Source organism: Pseudomonas sp. M1, from assembly GCF_022760135.1.
Lineage (GTDB): Bacteria > Pseudomonadota > Gammaproteobacteria > Pseudomonadales > Pseudomonadaceae > Pseudomonas > Pseudomonas citronellolis.
This window is the reverse complement of sequence record NZ_CP094343.1, coordinates 3687805-3705967: the sequence shown is the minus strand read 5'-3', so window position 1 is coordinate 3705967 and position 18163 is coordinate 3687805. Positions and strand designations below refer to the sequence as shown.

Annotated in this window: 14 protein-coding genes; 5 read left to right on the top strand and 9 right to left on the bottom strand. The window is 68.9% G+C overall.

From position 1 onward, the window contains the following. Positions 1 to 28 precede the first annotated feature (28 nt). On the bottom strand, positions 29 to 967 hold the full coding sequence (locus tag PM1_RS16355) for a LysR substrate-binding domain-containing protein (RefSeq protein WP_009620124.1): 939 nt from the start codon (positions 965 to 967) through the stop codon (positions 29 to 31). A gap of 198 nt (positions 968 to 1165) precedes the next feature. On the opposite strand from PM1_RS16355, the gene PM1_RS16350 reads away from it, so the two are divergent. Both PM1_RS16350 and PM1_RS16345 read left to right on the top strand, forming a co-directional pair. Next, positions 1166 to 1933: an SDR family NAD(P)-dependent oxidoreductase gene (locus tag PM1_RS16350; RefSeq protein ID WP_009620126.1), complete on the top strand. Its 768-nt coding sequence runs from the start codon at positions 1166 to 1168 to the stop codon at positions 1931 to 1933. 10 nt (positions 1934 to 1943) lie between these two features. Beyond that, on the top strand, positions 1944 to 2702 hold the full coding sequence (locus tag PM1_RS16345) for an SDR family NAD(P)-dependent oxidoreductase (RefSeq protein WP_009620128.1): 759 nt from the start codon (positions 1944 to 1946) through the stop codon (positions 2700 to 2702). A 322-nt stretch (positions 2703 to 3024) separates the two neighbouring features. On the opposite strand, the gene PM1_RS16340 is transcribed toward PM1_RS16345, so the two are convergent. Next, positions 3025 to 4059: an ABC transporter substrate-binding protein gene (locus PM1_RS16340; protein WP_009620130.1), complete on the bottom strand. Its 1035-nt coding sequence runs from the start codon at positions 4057 to 4059 to the stop codon at positions 3025 to 3027. A 224-nt stretch (positions 4060 to 4283) separates the two neighbouring features. On the opposite strand from PM1_RS16340, the gene PM1_RS16335 reads away from it, so the two are divergent. Next, positions 4284 to 5759, top strand: coding sequence for a PucR family transcriptional regulator (locus PM1_RS16335; protein WP_009620140.1), 1476 nt, complete (start codon positions 4284 to 4286; stop codon positions 5757 to 5759). Here the strand turns inward: PM1_RS16335 and PM1_RS16330 are convergent. From PM1_RS16330 to PM1_RS16310, 5 genes are all read right to left on the bottom strand, one after another. After that, a complete protein-coding gene (locus PM1_RS16330) occupies positions 5749 to 6093 on the bottom strand; it encodes a cupin domain-containing protein (protein ID WP_009620142.1) in 345 nt (114 codons plus the stop codon). The two genes, PM1_RS16335 and PM1_RS16330, sit on opposite strands and share 11 nt — an antisense overlap. Before the next feature lie 19 nt (positions 6094 to 6112). Then, positions 6113 to 7498, bottom strand: coding sequence for an NAD(P)/FAD-dependent oxidoreductase (locus PM1_RS16325; protein WP_009620144.1), 1386 nt, complete (start codon positions 7496 to 7498; stop codon positions 6113 to 6115). 267 nt (positions 7499 to 7765) lie between these two features. Beyond that, a complete protein-coding gene (locus tag PM1_RS16320; protein ID WP_009620145.1) occupies positions 7766 to 9511 on the bottom strand; it encodes a ShlB/FhaC/HecB family hemolysin secretion/activation protein in 1746 nt (581 codons plus the stop codon). A 2-nt stretch (positions 9512 to 9513) separates the two neighbouring features. After that, positions 9514 to 13518, bottom strand: a complete 4005-nt coding sequence (locus tag PM1_RS16315; protein ID WP_009620147.1) for an MBG domain-containing protein — start codon at positions 13516 to 13518, stop codon at positions 9514 to 9516. A gap of 101 nt (positions 13519 to 13619) precedes the next feature. Continuing rightward, complete coding sequence (locus PM1_RS16310; RefSeq protein ID WP_009620149.1) at positions 13620 to 15260, bottom strand: response regulator; 1641 nt, start codon at positions 15258 to 15260, stop codon at positions 13620 to 13622. Positions 15261 to 15441: 181 nt separating this feature from the next. On the opposite strand from PM1_RS16310, the gene PM1_RS16305 reads away from it, so the two are divergent. Beyond that, the gene (locus PM1_RS16305; RefSeq protein ID WP_009620151.1) at positions 15442 to 15651 is read left to right on the top strand and encodes a DUF6434 domain-containing protein; all 210 of its coding nucleotides are present in this window, start codon (positions 15442 to 15444) and stop codon (positions 15649 to 15651) included. 18 nt (positions 15652 to 15669) lie between these two features. On the opposite strand, the gene PM1_RS16300 is transcribed toward PM1_RS16305, so the two are convergent. After that, positions 15670 to 15891, bottom strand: a complete 222-nt coding sequence (locus PM1_RS16300; protein ID WP_009620152.1) for a DUF1654 domain-containing protein — start codon at positions 15889 to 15891, stop codon at positions 15670 to 15672. A 239-nt stretch (positions 15892 to 16130) separates the two neighbouring features. Between PM1_RS16300 and PM1_RS16295 the strand changes: the two genes are divergently transcribed. Next, on the top strand, positions 16131 to 17609 hold the full coding sequence (locus PM1_RS16295; RefSeq protein ID WP_009620154.1) for an MFS transporter: 1479 nt from the start codon (positions 16131 to 16133) through the stop codon (positions 17607 to 17609). Here PM1_RS16295 and PM1_RS16290 read toward each other — a convergent pair. After that, the gene (locus PM1_RS16290) at positions 17606 to 17884 is read right to left on the bottom strand and encodes a hypothetical protein (protein ID WP_009620156.1); all 279 of its coding nucleotides are present in this window, start codon (positions 17882 to 17884) and stop codon (positions 17606 to 17608) included. The two genes, PM1_RS16295 and PM1_RS16290, sit on opposite strands and share 4 nt — an antisense overlap. Positions 17885 to 18163 lie beyond the last annotated feature (279 nt).

Here is an 18163-nt window from a genome sequence, read left to right as displayed (position 1 = left end):
GCCTTGCCCAGCGCCAGGCGGCGCCCTGCTACGGGGCCGGGTTTCTCAGCGCCTGGGTCTGCGCCAGCAGCCACTCGCGCAGCATGCGGATGCCCGTCGAACCGGCCAGGTCGCGGCGGCAGACGAAGTAATGCTTCCTGTCGTCGGCGAAGTAGGTTTCCTGCAGGGGGCGCACCAGCCTGCCGCTGTCCAGCTGCGGCTGGACCAGGTGGCGCCAGGCCAGGCCGACGCCGACCTCCTGGTGCACCGCGTCCATGAGCATGGAGAAGTGGCTGAAGTTCATGGCCTCCCGGCTTCCGGAAACGTCCAGGCCGAACTGCCGCAGCCAGAACGCCCAGTCGATGGGCGCCCACAGCCTGGCCTTCCAGTGGCTCGCGCTGAGGTTGAGCAGGGTGGCGTCCAGCAGCCCGGGCAATGTCGCGACCTGGGGATGCTGTTCGAGAAAGCCCGGGGTGCAGACCGGGAACACCTCCTCGGAAAACAGGTACTCGGCCACGTAGCGCGGATGTTCCTCCAGCCCCAGGGTCACCGCTGCGGTGAAGTTCTCCTGGTAGTCGGGGTTGCCTTCGGTGCTGATCAGGTGCAGCTGCAGTTCGGGATATTGCGCGCGCAGCTGCTTCAGCCTCGGCATCAGCCACAGCTGGGCGAAGGCCGTGGTGGTGATCAGGGCGAGATGATCCTGGCCGTTGCGCCGCAGCAGGTCGCTGGAGGCGTTGGCGATGTGGTGCAGGGCCGACGATGCGGCCAGGTACAGCGCATGCCCGTCGTCGGTGAGCTCGACCTTGCGGTTGCCGCGCAGGAACAGCTTGAGCCCGTAGAAATCCTCCAGCACCTGGATCTGGCGGCTGACCGCCGCCTGGGTCACGTAGAGCTCCTCCGCCGCCATCTTGAAACTGCCGTGGCGGGCGGCGGCCTCGAAAGTCCGCAGCGCATTCAGTGGCGGCAGCGAATGCCGGAGGTTGCTCATGGGGGCTCACCTGCTATGGAAAGACGCCTGGGCAGTTAAGCAAAACTCAAGCGTGCAGGGCAGTGCTTTCTCGCTTTCCTTCCATTCATGGGTATTTCGATTAACCAAAAGTCAATCGAATGCAGCGCAGAAGTCGTTTGTCGCCGGCCCCCGGCCTGTCGATCATCGGCCTCACACATCCCACTGAGGTGCAAGGCCATGCGATTCGAAAACAGGATTGTGGTGATTACCGGTGGCGCCGGCGGCGTGGGCCAGGCGCTGGTACGGCTGTTCGCCGCCGAAGGGGCCCGGCTGATGATCTCGGACATCAACGCCGAGGGCTGCCAGGCCATGGTCGATGAGGCGCGCGCCCTGGGCGCCGAGGCCGAGTGCCTGGCCGGCAACCTGCGCGAGAAGGAATATTGCGAGGCGATCATCGACCGGGCGGTCGAGCGCTTCGGCGGCGTCGACATCCTGCTCAACAATGCCGGCATCATTCCCCGCGGCACGGTCGAGGAAACCACCGACGACATGTGGTTCACGGCGCTGGACGTCAACCTGAACGCCGTGTTCTTCCTCTGCCGCGCGGCGATACCGCACATGAAGCGCCGCGGCGGCGGGGCCATCGTCAACACCTCGTCGGTCTGGGGCGTCTACCCCGGCCCCGGGCACGTCGCCTACTGCACCAGCAAGGGCGCGGTGGCCGCGCTGACCAAGAACCTGGGCCGGGACGCCGCGCCCTTCGGCATCCGCGTCAATGCCGTGTGCCCGCATGAGATCAACACGCCGATGATCCGCAGCGGCTTCGAACGCCGTGGCCTGGACCCGCAAAAGGCCATCGAGGAGCTGAACAGGACCGTGCCGCTGGGCCGCATCGCCGAGCCGGAGGACATCGCCGACGTGATCGCCTTCCTGGCCTCCGACCAGGCGCGCTACATTGCCGCGGAAACGCTCGAAGTCACCGGCGCCAAACCGGTTTCGGGCTGAGGAGGCCAGCATGCTGCTCAATGACAAGGTAGCCGTCGTGACCGGCGGCGGACGTGGCATCGGCCGCGGGATCAGCGAGAAAATGCTCGAGGCCGGCGCCCGCGTGCTGGTCGCCCAGCGCCAGCCGCTGGATGAGGACCTGAGCGCCAACCCGCGGGTGGCATGGTGCGAGGCCGACCTGGGCGAGCGCGAGGCGCCCTATGCCATCGCCCGCGCCGTCGAGGCGCATTTCGGCGGCGCCGACATCCTGGTCAACAATGCCGGCTTCATGTTCGAGAAATCCCTCGACGACATGCACGAGGACGATTGGGACCGCATGATGGCCGTCAACCTGCGCGCCCCGGTGTTCCTGGCCAAGGCGCTGCTGCCGCAGATGCGCCGGCGCGGCGGCGGCAGCATCGTCAATATCGGCTCCATCGAAGGTATCGGCGCCAACCCCTGGCATACCGCCTACTGCGGCTCCAAGGCCGGCGTGCATGGCTTCACCCGGGCCATGGCCGTCGACCTGGGGCGCGACGGCATCCGTTGCAACGCCATCGCCCCGGGGTGGATCAACTCGGAGCTGAGCGATGCCTACATCGACGCCCAGCCGCAACCCGAGCTGGCCCGCGCCGGCCTGCTGAAGCTGCACCCGGTGGGCCGCACCGGCGAGCCCGGGGACATCGGCGGCGTCGCCGTGTTCCTGGCCAGCGACGCGGCGGCCTTCATCACCGGCCAGGTGATAGTCGTGGACGGCGGCCGCACGGCCAAGCTGCCGCTGCCGTTCTGAGGCGCGAGCGGCGCCGGGAAGCCCACCTTGGCGGTGGGCTTTCTTCATTGCGTCGTGCGGTGGTGTTTCGAGTGTGCGGGGCCTGTGATCTGGGATATTTCCCCCCAAAGCGGACGGAGTCCTACGGTTACAGGGAGGCACGGCTTTTCGTAGGATGGCGTTGAGCGAAGCGATACCCATCAGCGCCACCGCATGGGTTTCGCAAGCTCAACCCATCCTACGAAGAGCGCCTCGGAGCGGCCGTAGGAGCGGACTCCGTCCGCGATTCGGATTTCCAGAGAAACCTCCGCGCACGCCGAAGCGGCGCAAACACACCCAAGGATCAGCGCGCCGCCCAGGCATTGAACCGCTGCTGCAGCTGCTCCCCATGGTCCGCCCAGAAGGCCGCATCCATCGCCAACTGCTTGCCCAGGTTATCCGGCGCGCTGGGCAGGTTCTGGCTCTGCGCGGGCGCTATCTGCGCTGCTGCTTCGAGGTTCACCGGGCCGTAGGCGATGTGGTCGGAATAGGCCTTCTGCTGCGGCTCCTGCAGCGCGAACCGGATGAACTTGCGCCCTTCCTCGGCGTGCTTGGCGCCCTTGGGAATGGCGTAGGACTCGATGTCGTAGATGCCGCCGTTCCACACCACCTTCAGGTTGCTTTCGTTCTGCACGGCGGAGATGCGCCCGTTGTACGCGGCGCTCATCACCACGTCGCCGGAGACCAGGTACTGCGGCGGCTGCGCGCCGGCTTCCCACCACTGGATGTACGGCTTGATCTCGTCGAGCTTGCGGAAGGCGCGGTCCTGGCCTTCCTTGGTGGCGAGCACGGCGTAGATGTCCTTGTACGGCACGCCGTCGGCCATCAGCGCGTACTCCAGGGTGTACATCGGGCCCTTGCGCAGCCCGCGCTTGCCCGGGTACTTCTTCACGTCCCAGAAGTCGGCCCAGCCGGTGGGCGCGGTCTTGAGCTTGTCGGCGTTGTAGGCCAGCACCGTGGACCAGACGAAGATGCCCGCGCCGCAGGTGTTGATCGCGCCCTTGACCAGCTTGGGCGCCAGGGCGGCGATGGCCGGGTCGTCGCCGATCTCCTCCAGCAGCCCCTCATCGCAGGCGCGCAGCAGTTCCGGGGTTTCCAGCTCCACCACGTCCCAGGAGACGCTGCCGGTGTCGACCTGGATCTTGACCTTGGCCATCTCCCCGTTGAATTCGTCGGCGATGACCTTGCTGCCGGTCTGTGCGCTGTAGGGCTGGTAATAGGCCTGCTGCTGCGCGTTCTTGTTCGCGCCGCCCTGGGAGGCCACGGTGAGGTCGGCCAGGGCGTGGGTGGAAAGACACGCGATGGAAAGGGCGATGACGCTGCTCAGAGACTTTGGCATTGTTATGGGCTCCGATGAGTCGAGGGAATGTCCGGTGAGGGCAATGGGCCGGGGCGCTGGACTGCGCGTGGCCTGACCTCCAGTTTCCCCAGGGCCCGGGCGCGGCGACATCAGACAGATTTACAATTCGCCAGCAGCTGGTTCATACCTTTGTATGGATTCAACGGCCCGGGGCCGATGCGATCCTCTGATTCGCTGCTGCGAACCCACCTGCCGGAGGCGCCGTGCCGATTTCGATTCAGGACATCCTCGATGACAACGCGCTGTCCACGCGCCTGGTCAGCGGCGCCAGCCACGTCGGGCGGCTGCTGCGCTGGGCGCACGTCTGCGAGCTGCCCGACCCCTCGCAATGGCTGGGTGAGGGCGAGCTGCTGATGACCACCGGCCTGGGCATCCCCGCCGATGCCGCGGCGCAGCGCGAGTACATCGAACGGCTGGCCAGGGCCCGGGTGGCGGGGCTGATGATCGGCGAGAACATGCACGCGCCCAGCGACATGGAAGCGCTGTTCGATACCGCCATGCAGCTGGATTTCCCGCTGCTGCTGACGCATAGCTCGGTGCCGTTCTCGGCGGTCGCCCGGGCGATCATCGACGCCAGCAAGCAGGAGGAGCAGGAGCGCCGCAGCGCGGTGGCGCGCATCTACGAAAGCGCGCGCATGGGCCTGCGCCACGTCGGCGTGGAGTTCCTGCTGCAGCGCCTGGCGGCGGACTTGCGCACGCAGTTGTACCTGTTCGACGCCGCCTCGCTGGAGCCCTGGCATGCGGGCCTGGCGCCGCTGCCGGCGCACTGGCGGGCGGCCCTGGGCAAGCGTGCGAACACCACCACCACCGTCACCCGCCATTCGACGGAGGAGGGCGACGCCCTGGTCATGGCGCTGCCTTCGGTGCCGGCCTGCAAGATTCTCGCGTGCGGCGGCGGCCTAATCGACTACGGCCTGCTGCACCACGTGACGGCGGTGCTGGGCATCGAGCTGGAGCGCCAGCAGGTCGAGCATGAGCGCCTGCTGCGCCAGGGCTGGGAGTTGCTGGATGACCTGTTGCAGCAGCGCCTGAGCGAGCGGCCCGCCCACGAGCGCCTGGGCGCCCTGGGCTACCCCGTCGGCCAGGCGGTCTTCGCCGTTGCCCGTTGCCAGGCGGATTTGCCCGAGCGCTGGTCGCAGCGGCTGCACTTGCAGGGCGTGGCGTTATTGTCGCGCGTGCAGGGCGAGGAACTGATCCTGCTGCTGGCCTCGGACGCGGCGGCGGAGCAGGTCCAGCAGGTGCTCGGCTGCCCGCTGGGGCTGTCCAACCCGCTGGGGCACTCGGGCCGCACCCCGGAGGCGCTGCGCGAGGCGCGCCTGGCCCTGGCGCATACCTCGGCCAGCCGCCAGGTCGCCCACTACGGGCGGGCTTCCGGCGAGCTGCTGTGGCTGCCGTCCAGCCTGGAGGAGGCCCAGCTGGTCTACCGCCGCGCCCTGGGCGCCCTGGCCGATTACGACCAGCAGCAGGGCGCGCAGCTGCAGCACACGCTGCAGGTGTTCCTCGAACAGAACCGCTCCTGGCAGAAGACCGCCGAGCGGCTCAACGTGCACCGTCAGACGCTGGTCTACCGCATCCGCCGCATCGAGGAGATCACCGGCCTCTCGCTGGACTCCACCGAGGACGTCGCCGTGTTGTGGATCGCCCTGCGCGCGGCGGACATCGCCGGCCTCAAGGCATGATCACGAAGCTCTTGCGCAGGGTTTCGCGGATGTCCCAGGTGCCGTGACAGTTCGCCGGGAACAGGATGGCGTCGCCGGCGCGCAGCTCGATGGGCTCGCCCTCGTCGGGGATGAAGAAGCCGTGGCCGCTGATGAAGTGGCTGAACTCGCGCTCCATGACCTGGCGGCGGAATCGCCCCGGGGTGCATTCCCACACGCCGGTCAGCAGGCCGCCCTGGCCTTCGGCGGCGTAGGTGGCGGCCTCGGCCACCGGCGTGCCGACCGGCGCCTTGGCCGGTACGCCGGCGGGCAGCGGGAAGCGGGCGGTATCGGGCAGATGGATCAGGTGCTGCATCGGGGGTCTCCTCGCCTGTTCAGGCGCTCTTGTCTTCCAGGCCCACGGGGGCGAATTTGCTCAGCCTGAGGTCGAGCCAGGACGGCTTGCGGTTCTGCGCCTCCTGCTCCTCCTTGCGCTGCACCGCGCCGCGCACCAGCAGGCCGCCGAAGTAGCGGATGGGCTCCGGCGGGAAGCTCTTGGGCCGGCGCCCCACCAGGCCGCAGCGGCTCCATTCGTCGTTGCGCCCCAGCACCAGGCTGGCGAGGATGCGCCCGCCCAGGCGGCTGGGGCCGACGCCGTTGCCGCTCCAGCCGATGCCGTAGAAGATGTGCGGCGCGCCTTCCAGGTGGCCGAACACCGGCATGCTGTCGTAGGTGCGGTCGATGGGGCCGCACCAGGCGTGGCTGATGGGCTCGTCGGCGAGGTTGGGGTAGGTGCGGCGGAAGTCTTTCTCGGTCTCTTCGCTCAGCCGCGGGTTGTCGTCGAAGCTGGCGTCGATGCGGCTGGCGTAGTTGATCATGCCGGTGCCCTTGCCGAAGGCGATGCGGCCGTCCTGCGTGGTGCGGTAGAAGTCCACCATCAGCTGCGAATCGGTGATCGACTCGCCGCCGGTCCAGCCGATCTGTTCCAGGCGCCGGGGGATCGGGTGGGTCGCCACTATGGTGCTGGTGACCGGCAGGACGACGCGGCTGAGTTCGGGGATCTGCGCGGCCCAGGCATTGGTGGCCAGCACCACGCGCCGCGCCGTGACCGAGCCCGAGGGCGTGCGCAGCACCGCCGGTTCGCTGCGCTGGATGTCGTCCACGGGCGTGTTCTCGAAGATCCGCACGCCTTTCTCCAGCGCCACCCGGCGCAGGCCGCGGGCGAGGCGGGCGGGCTGCACGGTGGCGTTGCTGGCCTCGATCACGCCTTCCAGGTGCTGGCGCGAGCCGGCGCGGCGCTGCACTTCGTTGTCCGGCAGCGAGCGGAAGACCTGCTCGCCCAGGCTTTCGCAGGTGCGCTGCACGCCTTTCCAGGCGCCGCGCTGGGCGTCGCTGGTGGCGGTCCACAGCCAGCCGCCGCGGCGGAAGTGCGCGTCGATGCCGTGCTGCGCGCAGAACTCGCCGATCTCGCCGATGTTCGCTTCCGAGGCGCGGGCCAGGCGCAGGGCTTCTTCCTTGCCGCACTGCGCCACCAGCGAGCTGATCTTCGGCCACCAGGACATCACGAAGCCGCCGTTGCGCCCCGAGGCGCCGCCGCCGCAGATGTCGCGCTCGAGGATCACGATCCGGCACTGCGGTTCGAGTTCCAGCAGGCGCAGCGCCGTCCATAGCCCAACGAAGCCGCCGCCGATGATGGCGACGTCGACGCTGAGGTCCTCCCGCAGGGGCGCGGTCGGGGTGAGTTCGTCGGCAATTTCCTGGAGCCAGAGGGAGCGTTTCATGGCGAGAGCCCATGGGTTGTTGTTTCCCATAATCTCGCCGAGCAGCGCCGGCGCCACCCATCGTGCATTTCTAACGATTGGGCGGCGGGTTTTCATACAAACATACGAACCCGGCGCTGAGGCCAGGGTGCCCCGGCCACGGCGCTCTTCGCAGGATGGGGTGAGCGAAACCCATGTGGCCGTGGCGATGGGTATCGCTTCGCTCAACGCCATCCTGCGTTGCCCGTCCTCACTCGCCGGAACCCTGGAGGTTCCGGCGCGGCGGGTTCAGAACAGCTTGAGGAAGTTGAAGTAGAAGCGCGGCGCCTTGCCGTTGTCGTCGTCCAGCTCTTCGGCCGAGACTTTGCGCGTCAGCGGGAAGGCCAGCTCGGGCGACACGTACATGTCCTTGAACACCTGCAGGTGGGCGCCGACGCCGGCCGAGGACAGGCTCTCGGCGCTGACCCAGCTCGGTTCCTCGCTCCATACCTTGCCGAAGTCCCAGAAGGCGTAGTACTGCGTGGGCACCTCGTGGTCCCTGAAGGTGTGCAGGCGGTTGTACTGCAGCTCGACCTTGCCGGCGAAGCCCTTGTCGCCGGTGATCTCCGACGGGTCGTAGCCGCGGCCGAACTCGCTGCCGCCCACGCCGAACTGCTCGGGGCTGAGCAGCGGCTGGCCGAAGGAGGTCTGCGCGGTCATCGCCAGGTACAGGTTGAGGCCGTCCATGATCTTCGACAGGTCCTGCAGGCGCTGGGCATCCAACTGCAGCTTGGTGAAGTCGGTCTCGCCGCCCTCGCGCGAGGGGTTGGCGCGGTTTTCGCTGCTGGCGCCCATGATCTTCAGGCCGCGGCTCAGTTCCGCCTTGACCAGGTTCTTGCCGCCGTAGGCATCGAAGAAGTCGTAGCTGGCGCCCAGGCGCAGGGCGCGGATGCGGTCGTCGCTGGAGGGCGGGTTGTGCGGGTCGTCGAGGTACTCGGACTTGCCGTTGAACCAGGTGAAGGCCGCCGAGGTCTTGAAGGTCTCGTCGCGCTGGCGGATCCACGGCCGGGTGATGCGCACGGCGAAGGTGTCGCCGGAGCTGTTGGCGTTGAGGAAGGAGTAGGTGTCGGCGTGGCCGTCGTTGTGCTGGGCGAGGAAGCTGAGCACGTCGCCGCGGTTGCCGACCGGGAGTTCGTACTGGCCTTCGAAGAAGGTCATCTTGTTGCCTTCCACCGATTTGCCGGCGCGCACGCCCAGGTGGTCGCCGTGGCCGGTCAGGTCGTTGACGCCCACCCCGCCGTACACCTGCCAGGGGCCGAAGTAGCGGCTGTCGCGGTTGTCGAAGCCGAAGAAGCCTTCGTACTTGCGCTGAGTGTTCTCCACCAGCAGGTCGGTGCCTTCGGCGACCGGCGAGGGGACGAAGGTGCCGCGGCTCTGGTTGCCGGACACGTCGTTCATCAGCAGCAGGTTGCGTTCCAGCGTGGCGCTCTTCACCGGCACTTCTTCACGGATGTTGCCGGCATAGCCTTCCAGCGCCTTGTTGCTCGGCCCCTGGAAGGTCACCTGGTTGATCCGCCCCTCGAAGACGTGGATGACCAGGTTGCCGTTCTCCAGGCGTTGCTCGGGCACGTAGGCCCTGGCCAGGAGGAAGCCGGCGCGGCGATAGCGCTGGGTGATGATGTCGGCCACGGCGTTCACTTCGGGCAACGACACCCTGTTGCCTTCCAGGCGCGCGAGCAGCGGCGCGAAGGTGGCGGGCGGGTAGCTGGTCACGCCGCTGAGGGTGACCTTGGCGACCTTGAAGCGGGTCTCGCCGCCGGGCAGCGCGGTCATCTCGGCAGGGACGTTCTCCGCGCTCGGGGTGACCACCGTGTCCGGCAATTGCAGCGTGGCGGGCATTTCGGTCGGCGCATTGCGGTGCCCGGAGGCGTCCGGCACCTCGACCCGCCCGGGGTTGAGCTGGCCGAGCGGGGCGGCCTGCAGCGCGCCGGCGGCGAACAGGCCGGAGCAGACGGCCAGGGCGAGGATGCTCAGTTTCGACGGAAGCGGTTTCATGGCTATTTCCCTCCCTTCTGGCCGGCCTTCAGGTCGTGGGGGATCACGCTGCGGTTCCAGTCGGGGGCGATGAACTGGCCGTCCCTGATCAGGCTGTTGGCGTAGGTCAGCACGTCGCGGATGTCCGGCGTGGTGCTGGTCTTGCCGCCGTAGGCGCGGGGTTTGCAGATCAGTTGCACGGCGTAGGTGCGGATCACCGCCGGCGACACCGAGTAGTTGGCGGAGACCGCCGAGGGCGATTCCAGCGCGGTGCAGCGGGTATTGCCGGGAGCCTGGGCGGTGAGCGGGATGCCCTGTTGCGGCTGTGGCGCGAGCGGTCCGGTGATGGTCAGGGCGCCGTCGCGGAACACCACGCTGTAGTTGCTGCCGGCCTCGAAGGCCTGGCCCTGGCCGATGGCGTAGCTGCCGGGCTCTTCGCCCGGGGCGCGGCTCAGCGAACCCCTGGCGACGTCGGCCGGGTCGCCGTTCTTCAGTCCGCTGACCGAGTAGGTCAGCCTCGGGTCGGGCTGGCCCTGGGCCTTGCGCTTGTCGTCGGCGCTCACCACCAGCGGCGCCGGGGTGATCTGCAGGTTGCCCTCCTTGAATACCAGGCTGTAGTTGCCGCTGCTCAGGCCCAGGTTGCCCTGGCCGATGGCGTAGCCCCGGGGCCGCACGTTCTCGCCGCGCTCGCGCTGCAGGCCGCCGTTGAGCACGGCAGCGGCGCTGTCACCGTTCTTCAGCCCGCTGACCGAGTAGCTCAGCGCCGGGTCGGCATCGCCGTAGACCTTGGTCTTGTCGTGGGCGATGACTTCCAGTTGCGCCGGGGTGATGTGCAGCAGGTTGCCTTCGAAGCTCAGGCGGTAGTTGCCGTTCAGGCTGCCGACGCCACCCTGGCCGATGGCGTAGTCGCCGACGTTCTGCCCGGGGGCGCGGTTGAGGTTGCCGCCCACCAGGTCGGCGGCGTTCTCGCCGAACTTTTGCCCGCTGACCTGGTAGGTCAGCGCCGGGTCGGCGTCGCCATAGACCTTGGACTTCTCGTCGGCCCTGACCTTGAGCTCGGCCTGCCGGACGCTCAGGGTGCCTTTGTTGTCCTCCAGCCGATAGCGGCCCTGGGCGCGCTGGTCCTGGCTGACGTTGTTGTCGATGGCGTAGCCGCCGGGCCTCACATCGCTGTGTTCGGTGGCCGTGGTGGTCGGCGTGCCGACCTGGGTGCCGTCGCGGCCGAGCTGCTGGTTGACGTAGTCGTCGACGCCTTTCACCGCCTGGGCGTTGGCGTCGTACTCGGTGCGGTTGGTCAGCGTGGGGTTGCTGTCGCCGTAGGTGCGCGCCTGGTCGTCGGCGGTGACGGTGATCGTGGCCGGGGCGGCGCTGTTGAGGATCACCCCGGGCTCGTTGGTCTTGTCCACGGTCTCGTAGAAATGCACCCGGGCGCGCTCCAGTGTCTGCTCGTCGGGCTGCAGCGACGGGCCGTTCTGATCGGCTTTCTGCAACCAGGGGGTGTCGTTGACCAGGGCGCCGATCAGCGCTTCGACGGTGTTGTACTTGCCGCCGAGGTTGACGATCAATTGTTGGCTGCTGCCGTCCTGGGCGTTGTGCTGGATCTCCTTCTGATCGGTGGCGCCGGGGATGTACTGGTAGGGTTCCACGCCCCAGCCCGCCGTGCCGAAGGTGGACACCACCTCCAGGCCGCCGTTGGCGCCGAAGGCGAAACCCACTGGGAGGGTGGTTTCCACCGGGCTTCCGCCGGGGTCGGTGCGGGTCACCTTGGTCAGGCTGGGGTCGGCCGCATCGGGTGAGATTTTCCAGAGCACGCCGGCCGCGTCGGTGAAGCTCAGGCCGTTGACCAGGTAGTCCGAACTGTCCAGGTAGTTGAGCAGCAGGGCCGGATCGAGCTCGCGGTAGCCGCCGCTGCCGTCCGGGGTGACGAAGCCGGTGGCCTCGAACACCAGGTAGTCGAAGGCGTCGCCGTTCTCGGCGCGCAGGGTCACCGAGCGGGTCGCGGAGCCGTAGGTTGTACCGGGGTCGGCCACGATGTCCTGATAGCCGCGATACTCCAGCTGCTGGGCGGTGACACCGCTGAGGCTTTCGTTGGAGTAAGGCGAGGCCACGCTGCCGGTGGTGGTGGTGCCGCTGGCGTTGGTCTGGTTGAAGCGGAAGATGCCGTTGCTGGCCTTGCCGGCCAGGGTGCCGGCGTAGTTCAGGTTGCTCTCCATACGCACGCTGGCGCCTTCCAGGGCCACCTTGTCGCCCATCAGCGCGGTGCCTTCCTGCTGGACGATGGAGGCGACGTTGGAAGTCTTCAGCCAGGCGATGCCCTGGCCGACGTCGATGATCGCGCGCTGGCCGTAGCTGTCGCCGGTGTTGTTCAGGCGGATGTCGCCGGTGGCGGCGATGAACAGGTTGCCGTCCTTGAGCAGGATGGGCGCGTTGATGTACACCGAGCCGCTGTCGTTGGAAAGGTCGGCGCCGGCGTAGGCCTGGCCCTGGCGCGGGTTGCCGGTGGCGATCAGGGCCAGGGTGGCAGGGTTGCCGTTGCCGTCCTGGCCGATGTTGGTGGCGACGATCGCCGAGTTGACGTTGATGCGCTGGCTGGCGCTGACCTCGACGTTGCCCGATGCCAGCCCATTGACGATGGCCTGGGCGGAGACCTGCCACAGGTCGGCCGTGCTCGGGCCCTGGGCGGTGCCGCCGGTGACGCTGGTGCCGGGGTCGGCATCGGCGTCGGCGACGATGTTCACCGTCTCGGGGTCCAGCAGCCATTTGCCGACGACCTTGCCGCCGGTGTCGACCTTGGCGTCGCTGGTCACCCGCAACTGCCTGCCGGAAGTCTCCACCACCCCGCCGCGCTGTTCGCCACGGGCGCTGGCGCTGCCGGCGAAACTGGTCTGGCCGTTCGACCAGACCACCACCTGGCCGCCGTCGGTCCTGCCATCGGCCCTGAGCTGCGCGCCCTTGGCCACGCCGGTGGACTTCGCCGCCGGCTCGGGGCCCTTGCCCTGGTAGCTGCCGCCGACCAGCACCTTGCCGCCGGCACCCTGGCTGCCGGAGGCGTCGATCCTGGCGCTGCCGGCGAGGTTCACCGCGTCGCCCAGCACCTTGACGCTGCCGCCGCTGGTGCCCCTGGCGCTGAGGGTGCCGGTCACGTTGGTCTGCGCCGCGTTGCCCAGGACGATGCTGCCGCCTTGCTCGCTCACCGAGTCGGCGGCCACCTTGCCGCCGAGGTTGATCACCGAGTCCAGGTGCCTGGCCGCGCGCTCGGCGCTCATGGCCACCACGCCGTTGCCGACGTCGATCTCGCCGCTGTTGTGCACGCCGCCAGTGACGTCGGCGTTGACGCTGTCCTTCTCGCCGGGGCTGCCCTGGACGGCGATGTTCATCAGCCCGTCGCCGTGGAAGTCGAGGGTCGCGCGCGGGCCGGTGGCCAGTTGCACGCTGCCCTTGCGCGCCTGGATGATGCCGTGGTTCTCCACCTGGGCGCCGAGCAGGGCGACCATGCCGTTGTCGTGCACGGTGATGCGCCCGTGGTTGCTGACCACGCCCTTGAGCTGCAGGTCCAGCTTGCCGCTGCGGGCGAACTCGCGGGCCTGCTCGTCGGTGAGGAAGCCGGCGCTGGCCACCAGGGCGCTGGCGGATATGTGCGAGTTCGGGCCGAGCCAGATGCCGTTGGGGTTGACCAGGATCAACTGGCCGTTGGAGGTGACGGCGCCGTAGATCTTCGACGGATCGCTGCCGATCACCCGGTTGAGGGTCACCGAGCGGCCGTCGGGCTGGCGGAAGGTGATGCTGTTGTCCGGGCCGACGTTGAAGCGCTGCCAGTCGATGGCGGTGCGTGCGCTGGCGGTGTTCACCTCCATGTTCGGCCCGTTCCGGGTGATGCTGGCCTGGCCGCCGACCACCTGGCCGCCCTCGGGCAGGGCGTCGGCCTGGGCCTGCAGCGACAGGCCGGCCGAGGCCAGGGTTATCGCGACGCAGAGCGTGTGCAGCGGCAGAGGGGAGGGGCCGCGGTTCCCCGAATGGCGACGTTTCATCGCTTGTCTCCTAGGAAATTTACTAGGAGAAAGCTTTGGGGAATTCCCTGCGGGGATTAATCAGGCGCGCCACGAAAGGCTTGTAGTGCTTCCCTGAGACGTCAGGGCTGCCGCGCGCTGCGGGGGAGTTCCAGATGCAGTTCGACGTGCAGCTCCGCACCGTTCTGCTCATGGACCTGCAGGTTGCCGCCGAGCAGGCCGGCCAGCGTCTCGGCCAGCACCAGGGCCGCGACGAAGGGCGGCACGCGCGCCGGCAAGGGCCCCGCCCGCAACGAAAGCCGCCAGTGCAGGCGGGCGCCGGAAACCTCGATGGCCTTCGCCGCCAGGTCGACCTGGCCGGCGCCCAGGCTTTGCGCATACAGGAGCAGGGCGCCGACCAGTTGGCGGTAGCGCTGCGCGTCCACCCAGACCCAGGGCTGCGTCCCGGCCTTCTGCAAGCGGCAAGCCGGCGCTGCGGGGGTGGCGAGGGCCTGCTCGGTCAAGGCATCCAGATCGGCCCGGCTGGGCATGGGCGTCATCTGGCCCAGTTCCAGGCGGGCCAGGTCGGTCAGCAGCTCGATGTCGCCGCGCAACCGGGCCAGGCCCTGGGCGAGGGCGTCGTCCTGGCCGGGCTGCTGCAGCGCCGCCAGCTCGCGCAGGGCCTGTTCGCCGAAGTCGACCAGGTAGCGTCCGCGCCGCGAGCGGATGCTGCGGACCTGTTCCAGGCTGTCGCGCAGCATCTGGATCTCCTGGTCCTGCTCGCCGATGTCGACGGCCGAGCAGAGCATGCCGATGAACCCGCCATCCTCGCCGCTGACGGGGATGCCGCCCTGCTTGAACACGTGGCGCACGCCGTTGATGTGGACCACGCATACCGTCATGTACGGGATCCTGGCCTGCACCGCGGCCTGGAAGGTCTTGCGCACGTACTCCAGGTGCTCGGCGTCCACCACCCCCAGCTCGCTGATGGTGCTGCCCGCGACCTGGTCATGGCCGAGGCCGGTCAGCCGGAGAAAGGCCGCGTTCGCCGCCAGCACGCGGCCTTCGCCGTCGCGCAGGCTCACCGGGTAGGGGACGCGGTCGATCAGGCTGTCGAAAGACGGCAGGGCGCCTGCCTGCGCGGGTGCGTCGCCCGGGCGCTCCACCAGCCCGTGCTGCGCGGCGACCTGGATCAGCTCGACCAGCGAGCTGGTGTTGGTCTTTTCCAGCAGCCGGGCCTTGTAGGTGCTGACGGTGCGGTCGCTGATCGCCAGTTCGGTGGCGATGTCCTTGACCCGGTAGCCGTCGGCCAGGTAGTGCAGGACCGTGATTTCCCGTGGCGTCAGCACCTCGGCCTGGGCGGCGCCGTGGGCCGCCGCGCCGATGGGTTCCTGGTGCAGCGCGCCGACCTTGAAGAAGGTGCGCCCGGCCAGCACCGCCGACACCGCTTCCAGCAGCGGCGCCCGGGTGTCGGACTTAGCGACGAAGCCGGCGGCGCCGCACTCCACGCAGGCGTGCTCGTAGACGTCCGCCGGCAGGTCGGTGAACACCAGCACCTGGGTACTCTCCTGGCGGGCGCGGATACGGCGGATCACGTCCAGCCCGCCGAGGCGCGGCACCTTGAGGTCGAGCACGACCAGCTCCGGCGCCAGCCGCCGGCACAGGTCCAGGCCCTCGACGCCATTGTCGGCCACGCCGACGACCTGGTGGCCCTGGCTTTCCAGCAGGGCCCTGGCGCCCACGCAGGTGATGGGGTGGTTGTCGATGATGATGATGCGGCTCATCCCTCTGCCCGCTGTGCGATCGGGTTCCGGAAGGATAGTTCAGGCGCGCTTGGGTGGTGCGTGGAGGAATCCCCGTCCATGGCGTAGAGGCTGATCCTTGCTGGGGCTGCACGGCCCCTGGTCCGCAACGCCGCATCCTGTCAGGCTAACTCCTTCCATGCCGCAACCAGGGAGTGGCCCCATGCGCTTCGATTGGCACAGCCAGCCGATCACCCGGCAGACCCCGGTCGATCCGGGCTACCGCAACACCCAGAACGTCCGCCGCTTCCTGCGCGAGCAGTGCGGCGAGGGCTTTCGTTTCGAGCGTGCCTTCATGGCCTGGATACGCAGCGGCGCCCCAGCGACCATGGGCGAGGTGGTGGACGAATGGCTGCGGCGGCACGGCCCGTAGGGGCGCGTTCGCCCCGGCTCAGTCCAGCCAGCTGTGCCAGGCCAGGCGCACCGCGCCGTCGCGCAGCGGTAGCACGGTGAGGTTGTCTGCGCCGCGCAGTTCCGTCAGCACCCGTTCCCAGGCCTTGGCGTCGTCGCCGGGGATGCGCTGCAGGGTCAGGCCGGGGCGCTGGCGGGCGTCGTGGGCGGCGATCTGGGCGTTAACCCGGGCGGCGAGCTGCTGGTAGGTATCGGCGTGCATGGTGTCCCCCTGGCGTCTGGGAAGTGGCTGATTGGCTCTGTGGAAAATACTGTATGTGCATACAGTATTGCTGTAAAGCCTCTCTTACGACGAGAAGATGACCGGCGTGGGGGCGGGCGCGCGCGCCTGCGTTTGCACTGAACTCCCGCGCGCCGCAGCGGCCCTACCTGCACAGGGCGCAGTGGCCAGCCATGGGTCGCTGCGCTGTTCGCAGCCAGGAGGAAGAAGAGGACGGCCGCATGAGCACGCCCGCCCCCGTGTACCGCACCGACCTGCCCGCGCGGCTAGACCGCCTGCCCTGGGGGCGCTTCCACAGCCGGCTGGTGGTGGCGCTGGGCATCACCTGGCTGCTGGACGGGCTGGAGGTGACCCTGGCCGGCGCGGTGGCCGGCGCCCTGAAGGCCAGCCCGGCGCTGCGCCTGGACAATGCCGGGGTCGGCCTGGCCGGCGGCGTCTACATCGCCGGCGCGGTGCTGGGGGCGCTGCTGTTCGGCTGGCTGGCGGACCGGCTCGGCCGCCGCCGCCTGTTCTTCGTCACCCTGTTCGTCTATGTCGGCGCCACGGCGGCCACGGCCTTCTCCTGGAGCCTGTGGAGCTTCCTGCTGTTTCGCTTCCTCACCGGGGCGGGCATCGGCGGCGAGTACTCGGCCATCAATTCGACCATCCAGGAGTTCACCCCGGCGCGCTTCCGCGGCTGGGTGGACCTCGCCATCAACGGCACCTTCTGGGTGGGCACGGCGCTGGGCGCGCTGGGTTCCCTGGTGTTGCTGGACCCGCAGCGGGTCGGTGGCGACCTGGGCTGGCGGCTGTGCTTCGGCATCGGCGCGGCGCTGGGCCTGGTGATCCTGGCGATGCGCCTGTGGCTGCCGGAAAGCCCGCGCTGGCTGCTGATCCACCAGCGCCCCGAGGCGGCCAGGCGCATCGTCGAGGGCCTGGAGGCGCAGCTGCGCGCCCAGGGGCACGTGCTGGCGCCGGTGGCGCCTGGCCAGGCGCTGTGCCTGCGCGGGCGCCACCACACGCCGCTGGGGGAGGTGGCCGCTACGCTGTTGCGCCGGCACCTGCGTCGCTCGCTGGTCGGATTGACGCTGCTGGCCGCCCAGGCCTTTTTCTACAACGCCATCTTCTTCACCTATGCGCTGGTGCTGGGCGAGTTCTATGGCGTACCGGGGGAGCGGGTCGGCTGGTACATCCTGCCCTTCGCCCTGGGCAATTTCTGCGGGCCGCTGTTGCTGGGGCGGCTGTTCGACGTGGTGGGGCGGCGGGTGATGATCAGCGCCACCTATCTCATCTCCGGCGTGTTGCTGCTGGCCAGCGGCTACCTGTTCCTGCGCGGCTGGCTGGACGCGACGCAGCAGACCCTGGCCTGGACGCTGATCTTCTTCTTCGCCTCTGCAGCGGCCAGCTCGGCCTACCTGACGGTGGCCGAGACCTTCCCGCTGGAGATCCGCGCCCTGGCCATCGCCGTGTTCTATGCCCTGGGCACCGGCCTGGGCGGCATCGCCGGGCCGCTGCTGTTCGGCCAGCTGATCGAGACGGCCAGCCGGCAGAACCTGTTCATCGGCTACGGGATAGGCGCCGGGCTGATGGTGTTCGCCGGGCTGGTGCAGGCGCGCTGGGGCGTGGCGGCCGAGCGCCGCGCCCTGGAGGCCGTGGCGCCGCCGCTGTCGCTGGCGGCGCAGGAGGACGGCGCTCCGGGGCGGGCGAAGATCCCTCGCTAGCGACCCTGGTGCAGGCCGAAGGCGGCGACCTGCGGTGCGCGGCGCTGGCCGGCGCGCACCAGGGCGAACTCGTTGCCCAGGGCGCGGCTGAGCGCGCGCACGGCCGGTTCGCTGGTGATCAGTTCGGGCTGTACGCCGGGGATGGTGAAGTGCGTTCGGGTGGTGACTCGGCTGTCGAAGTGGAGGGTGAGCTGGCCGTCCGCCTCCCGCGAAATGCGGCATTCGTAGAACGGCAGATATTGCTCGAGGATTTCGGCGATGCGCTCCGGGCTCATTGTTCGATTTCCTGTCGGTAGGTGGAGTGGGATGTGCTTCGCAGGGCCGTCCCTGGTGCTTTCGCCCTGTGCCGGCGAGACGGCCACGTCTGCCCTGCGGCCCTGCGAGCCGCCATGGGTGCTGCCGTCCGCTGCTGGCGCCCTAGCGGTGGCCCAGGTCCATGATGATGATGAGGGCCGCCACGGCGATGATCAGCAGGATGAAGAAGGTATTCATGGCCCGCGCCTCCCCGGTAAGAGCTGAACAGTCGAGGGTGCCCGTTCGCAGGAGTTCACAAA

What these genes read in the sequence shown, in the direction of transcription:
- PM1_RS16355 (WP_009620124.1), bottom strand. Translation starts at nt 967, where the DNA reads ATGAGCAACCTCCGGCATTCGCTGCCGCCACTGAATGCGCTGCGGACT.
- PM1_RS16350 (WP_009620126.1), top strand. Translation starts at nt 1,166, where the DNA reads ATGCGATTCGAAAACAGGATTGTGGTGATTACCGGTGGCGCCGGCGGC.
- PM1_RS16345 (WP_009620128.1), top strand. Translation starts at nt 1,944, where the DNA reads ATGCTGCTCAATGACAAGGTAGCCGTCGTGACCGGCGGCGGACGTGGC.
- PM1_RS16340 (WP_009620130.1), bottom strand. Translation starts at nt 4,059, where the DNA reads ATGCCAAAGTCTCTGAGCAGCGTCATCGCCCTTTCCATCGCGTGTCTT.
- PM1_RS16330 (WP_009620142.1), bottom strand. Translation starts at nt 6,093, where the DNA reads ATGCAGCACCTGATCCATCTGCCCGATACCGCCCGCTTCCCGCTGCCC.
- PM1_RS16325 (WP_009620144.1), bottom strand. Translation starts at nt 7,498, where the DNA reads ATGAAACGCTCCCTCTGGCTCCAGGAAATTGCCGACGAACTCACCCCG.
- PM1_RS16320 (WP_009620145.1), bottom strand. Translation starts at nt 9,511, where the DNA reads ATGAAACCGCTTCCGTCGAAACTGAGCATCCTCGCCCTGGCCGTCTGC.
- PM1_RS16315 (WP_009620147.1), bottom strand. Translation starts at nt 13,518, where the DNA reads ATGAAACGTCGCCATTCGGGGAACCGCGGCCCCTCCCCTCTGCCGCTG.
- PM1_RS16310 (WP_009620149.1), bottom strand. Translation starts at nt 15,260, where the DNA reads ATGAGCCGCATCATCATCATCGACAACCACCCCATCACCTGCGTGGGC.
- PM1_RS16305 (WP_009620151.1), top strand. Translation starts at nt 15,442, where the DNA reads ATGCGCTTCGATTGGCACAGCCAGCCGATCACCCGGCAGACCCCGGTC.
- PM1_RS16300 (WP_009620152.1), bottom strand. Translation starts at nt 15,891, where the DNA reads ATGCACGCCGATACCTACCAGCAGCTCGCCGCCCGGGTTAACGCCCAG.
- PM1_RS16295 (WP_009620154.1), top strand. Translation starts at nt 16,131, where the DNA reads ATGAGCACGCCCGCCCCCGTGTACCGCACCGACCTGCCCGCGCGGCTA.
- PM1_RS16290 (WP_009620156.1), bottom strand. Translation starts at nt 17,884, where the DNA reads ATGAGCCCGGAGCGCATCGCCGAAATCCTCGAGCAATATCTGCCGTTC.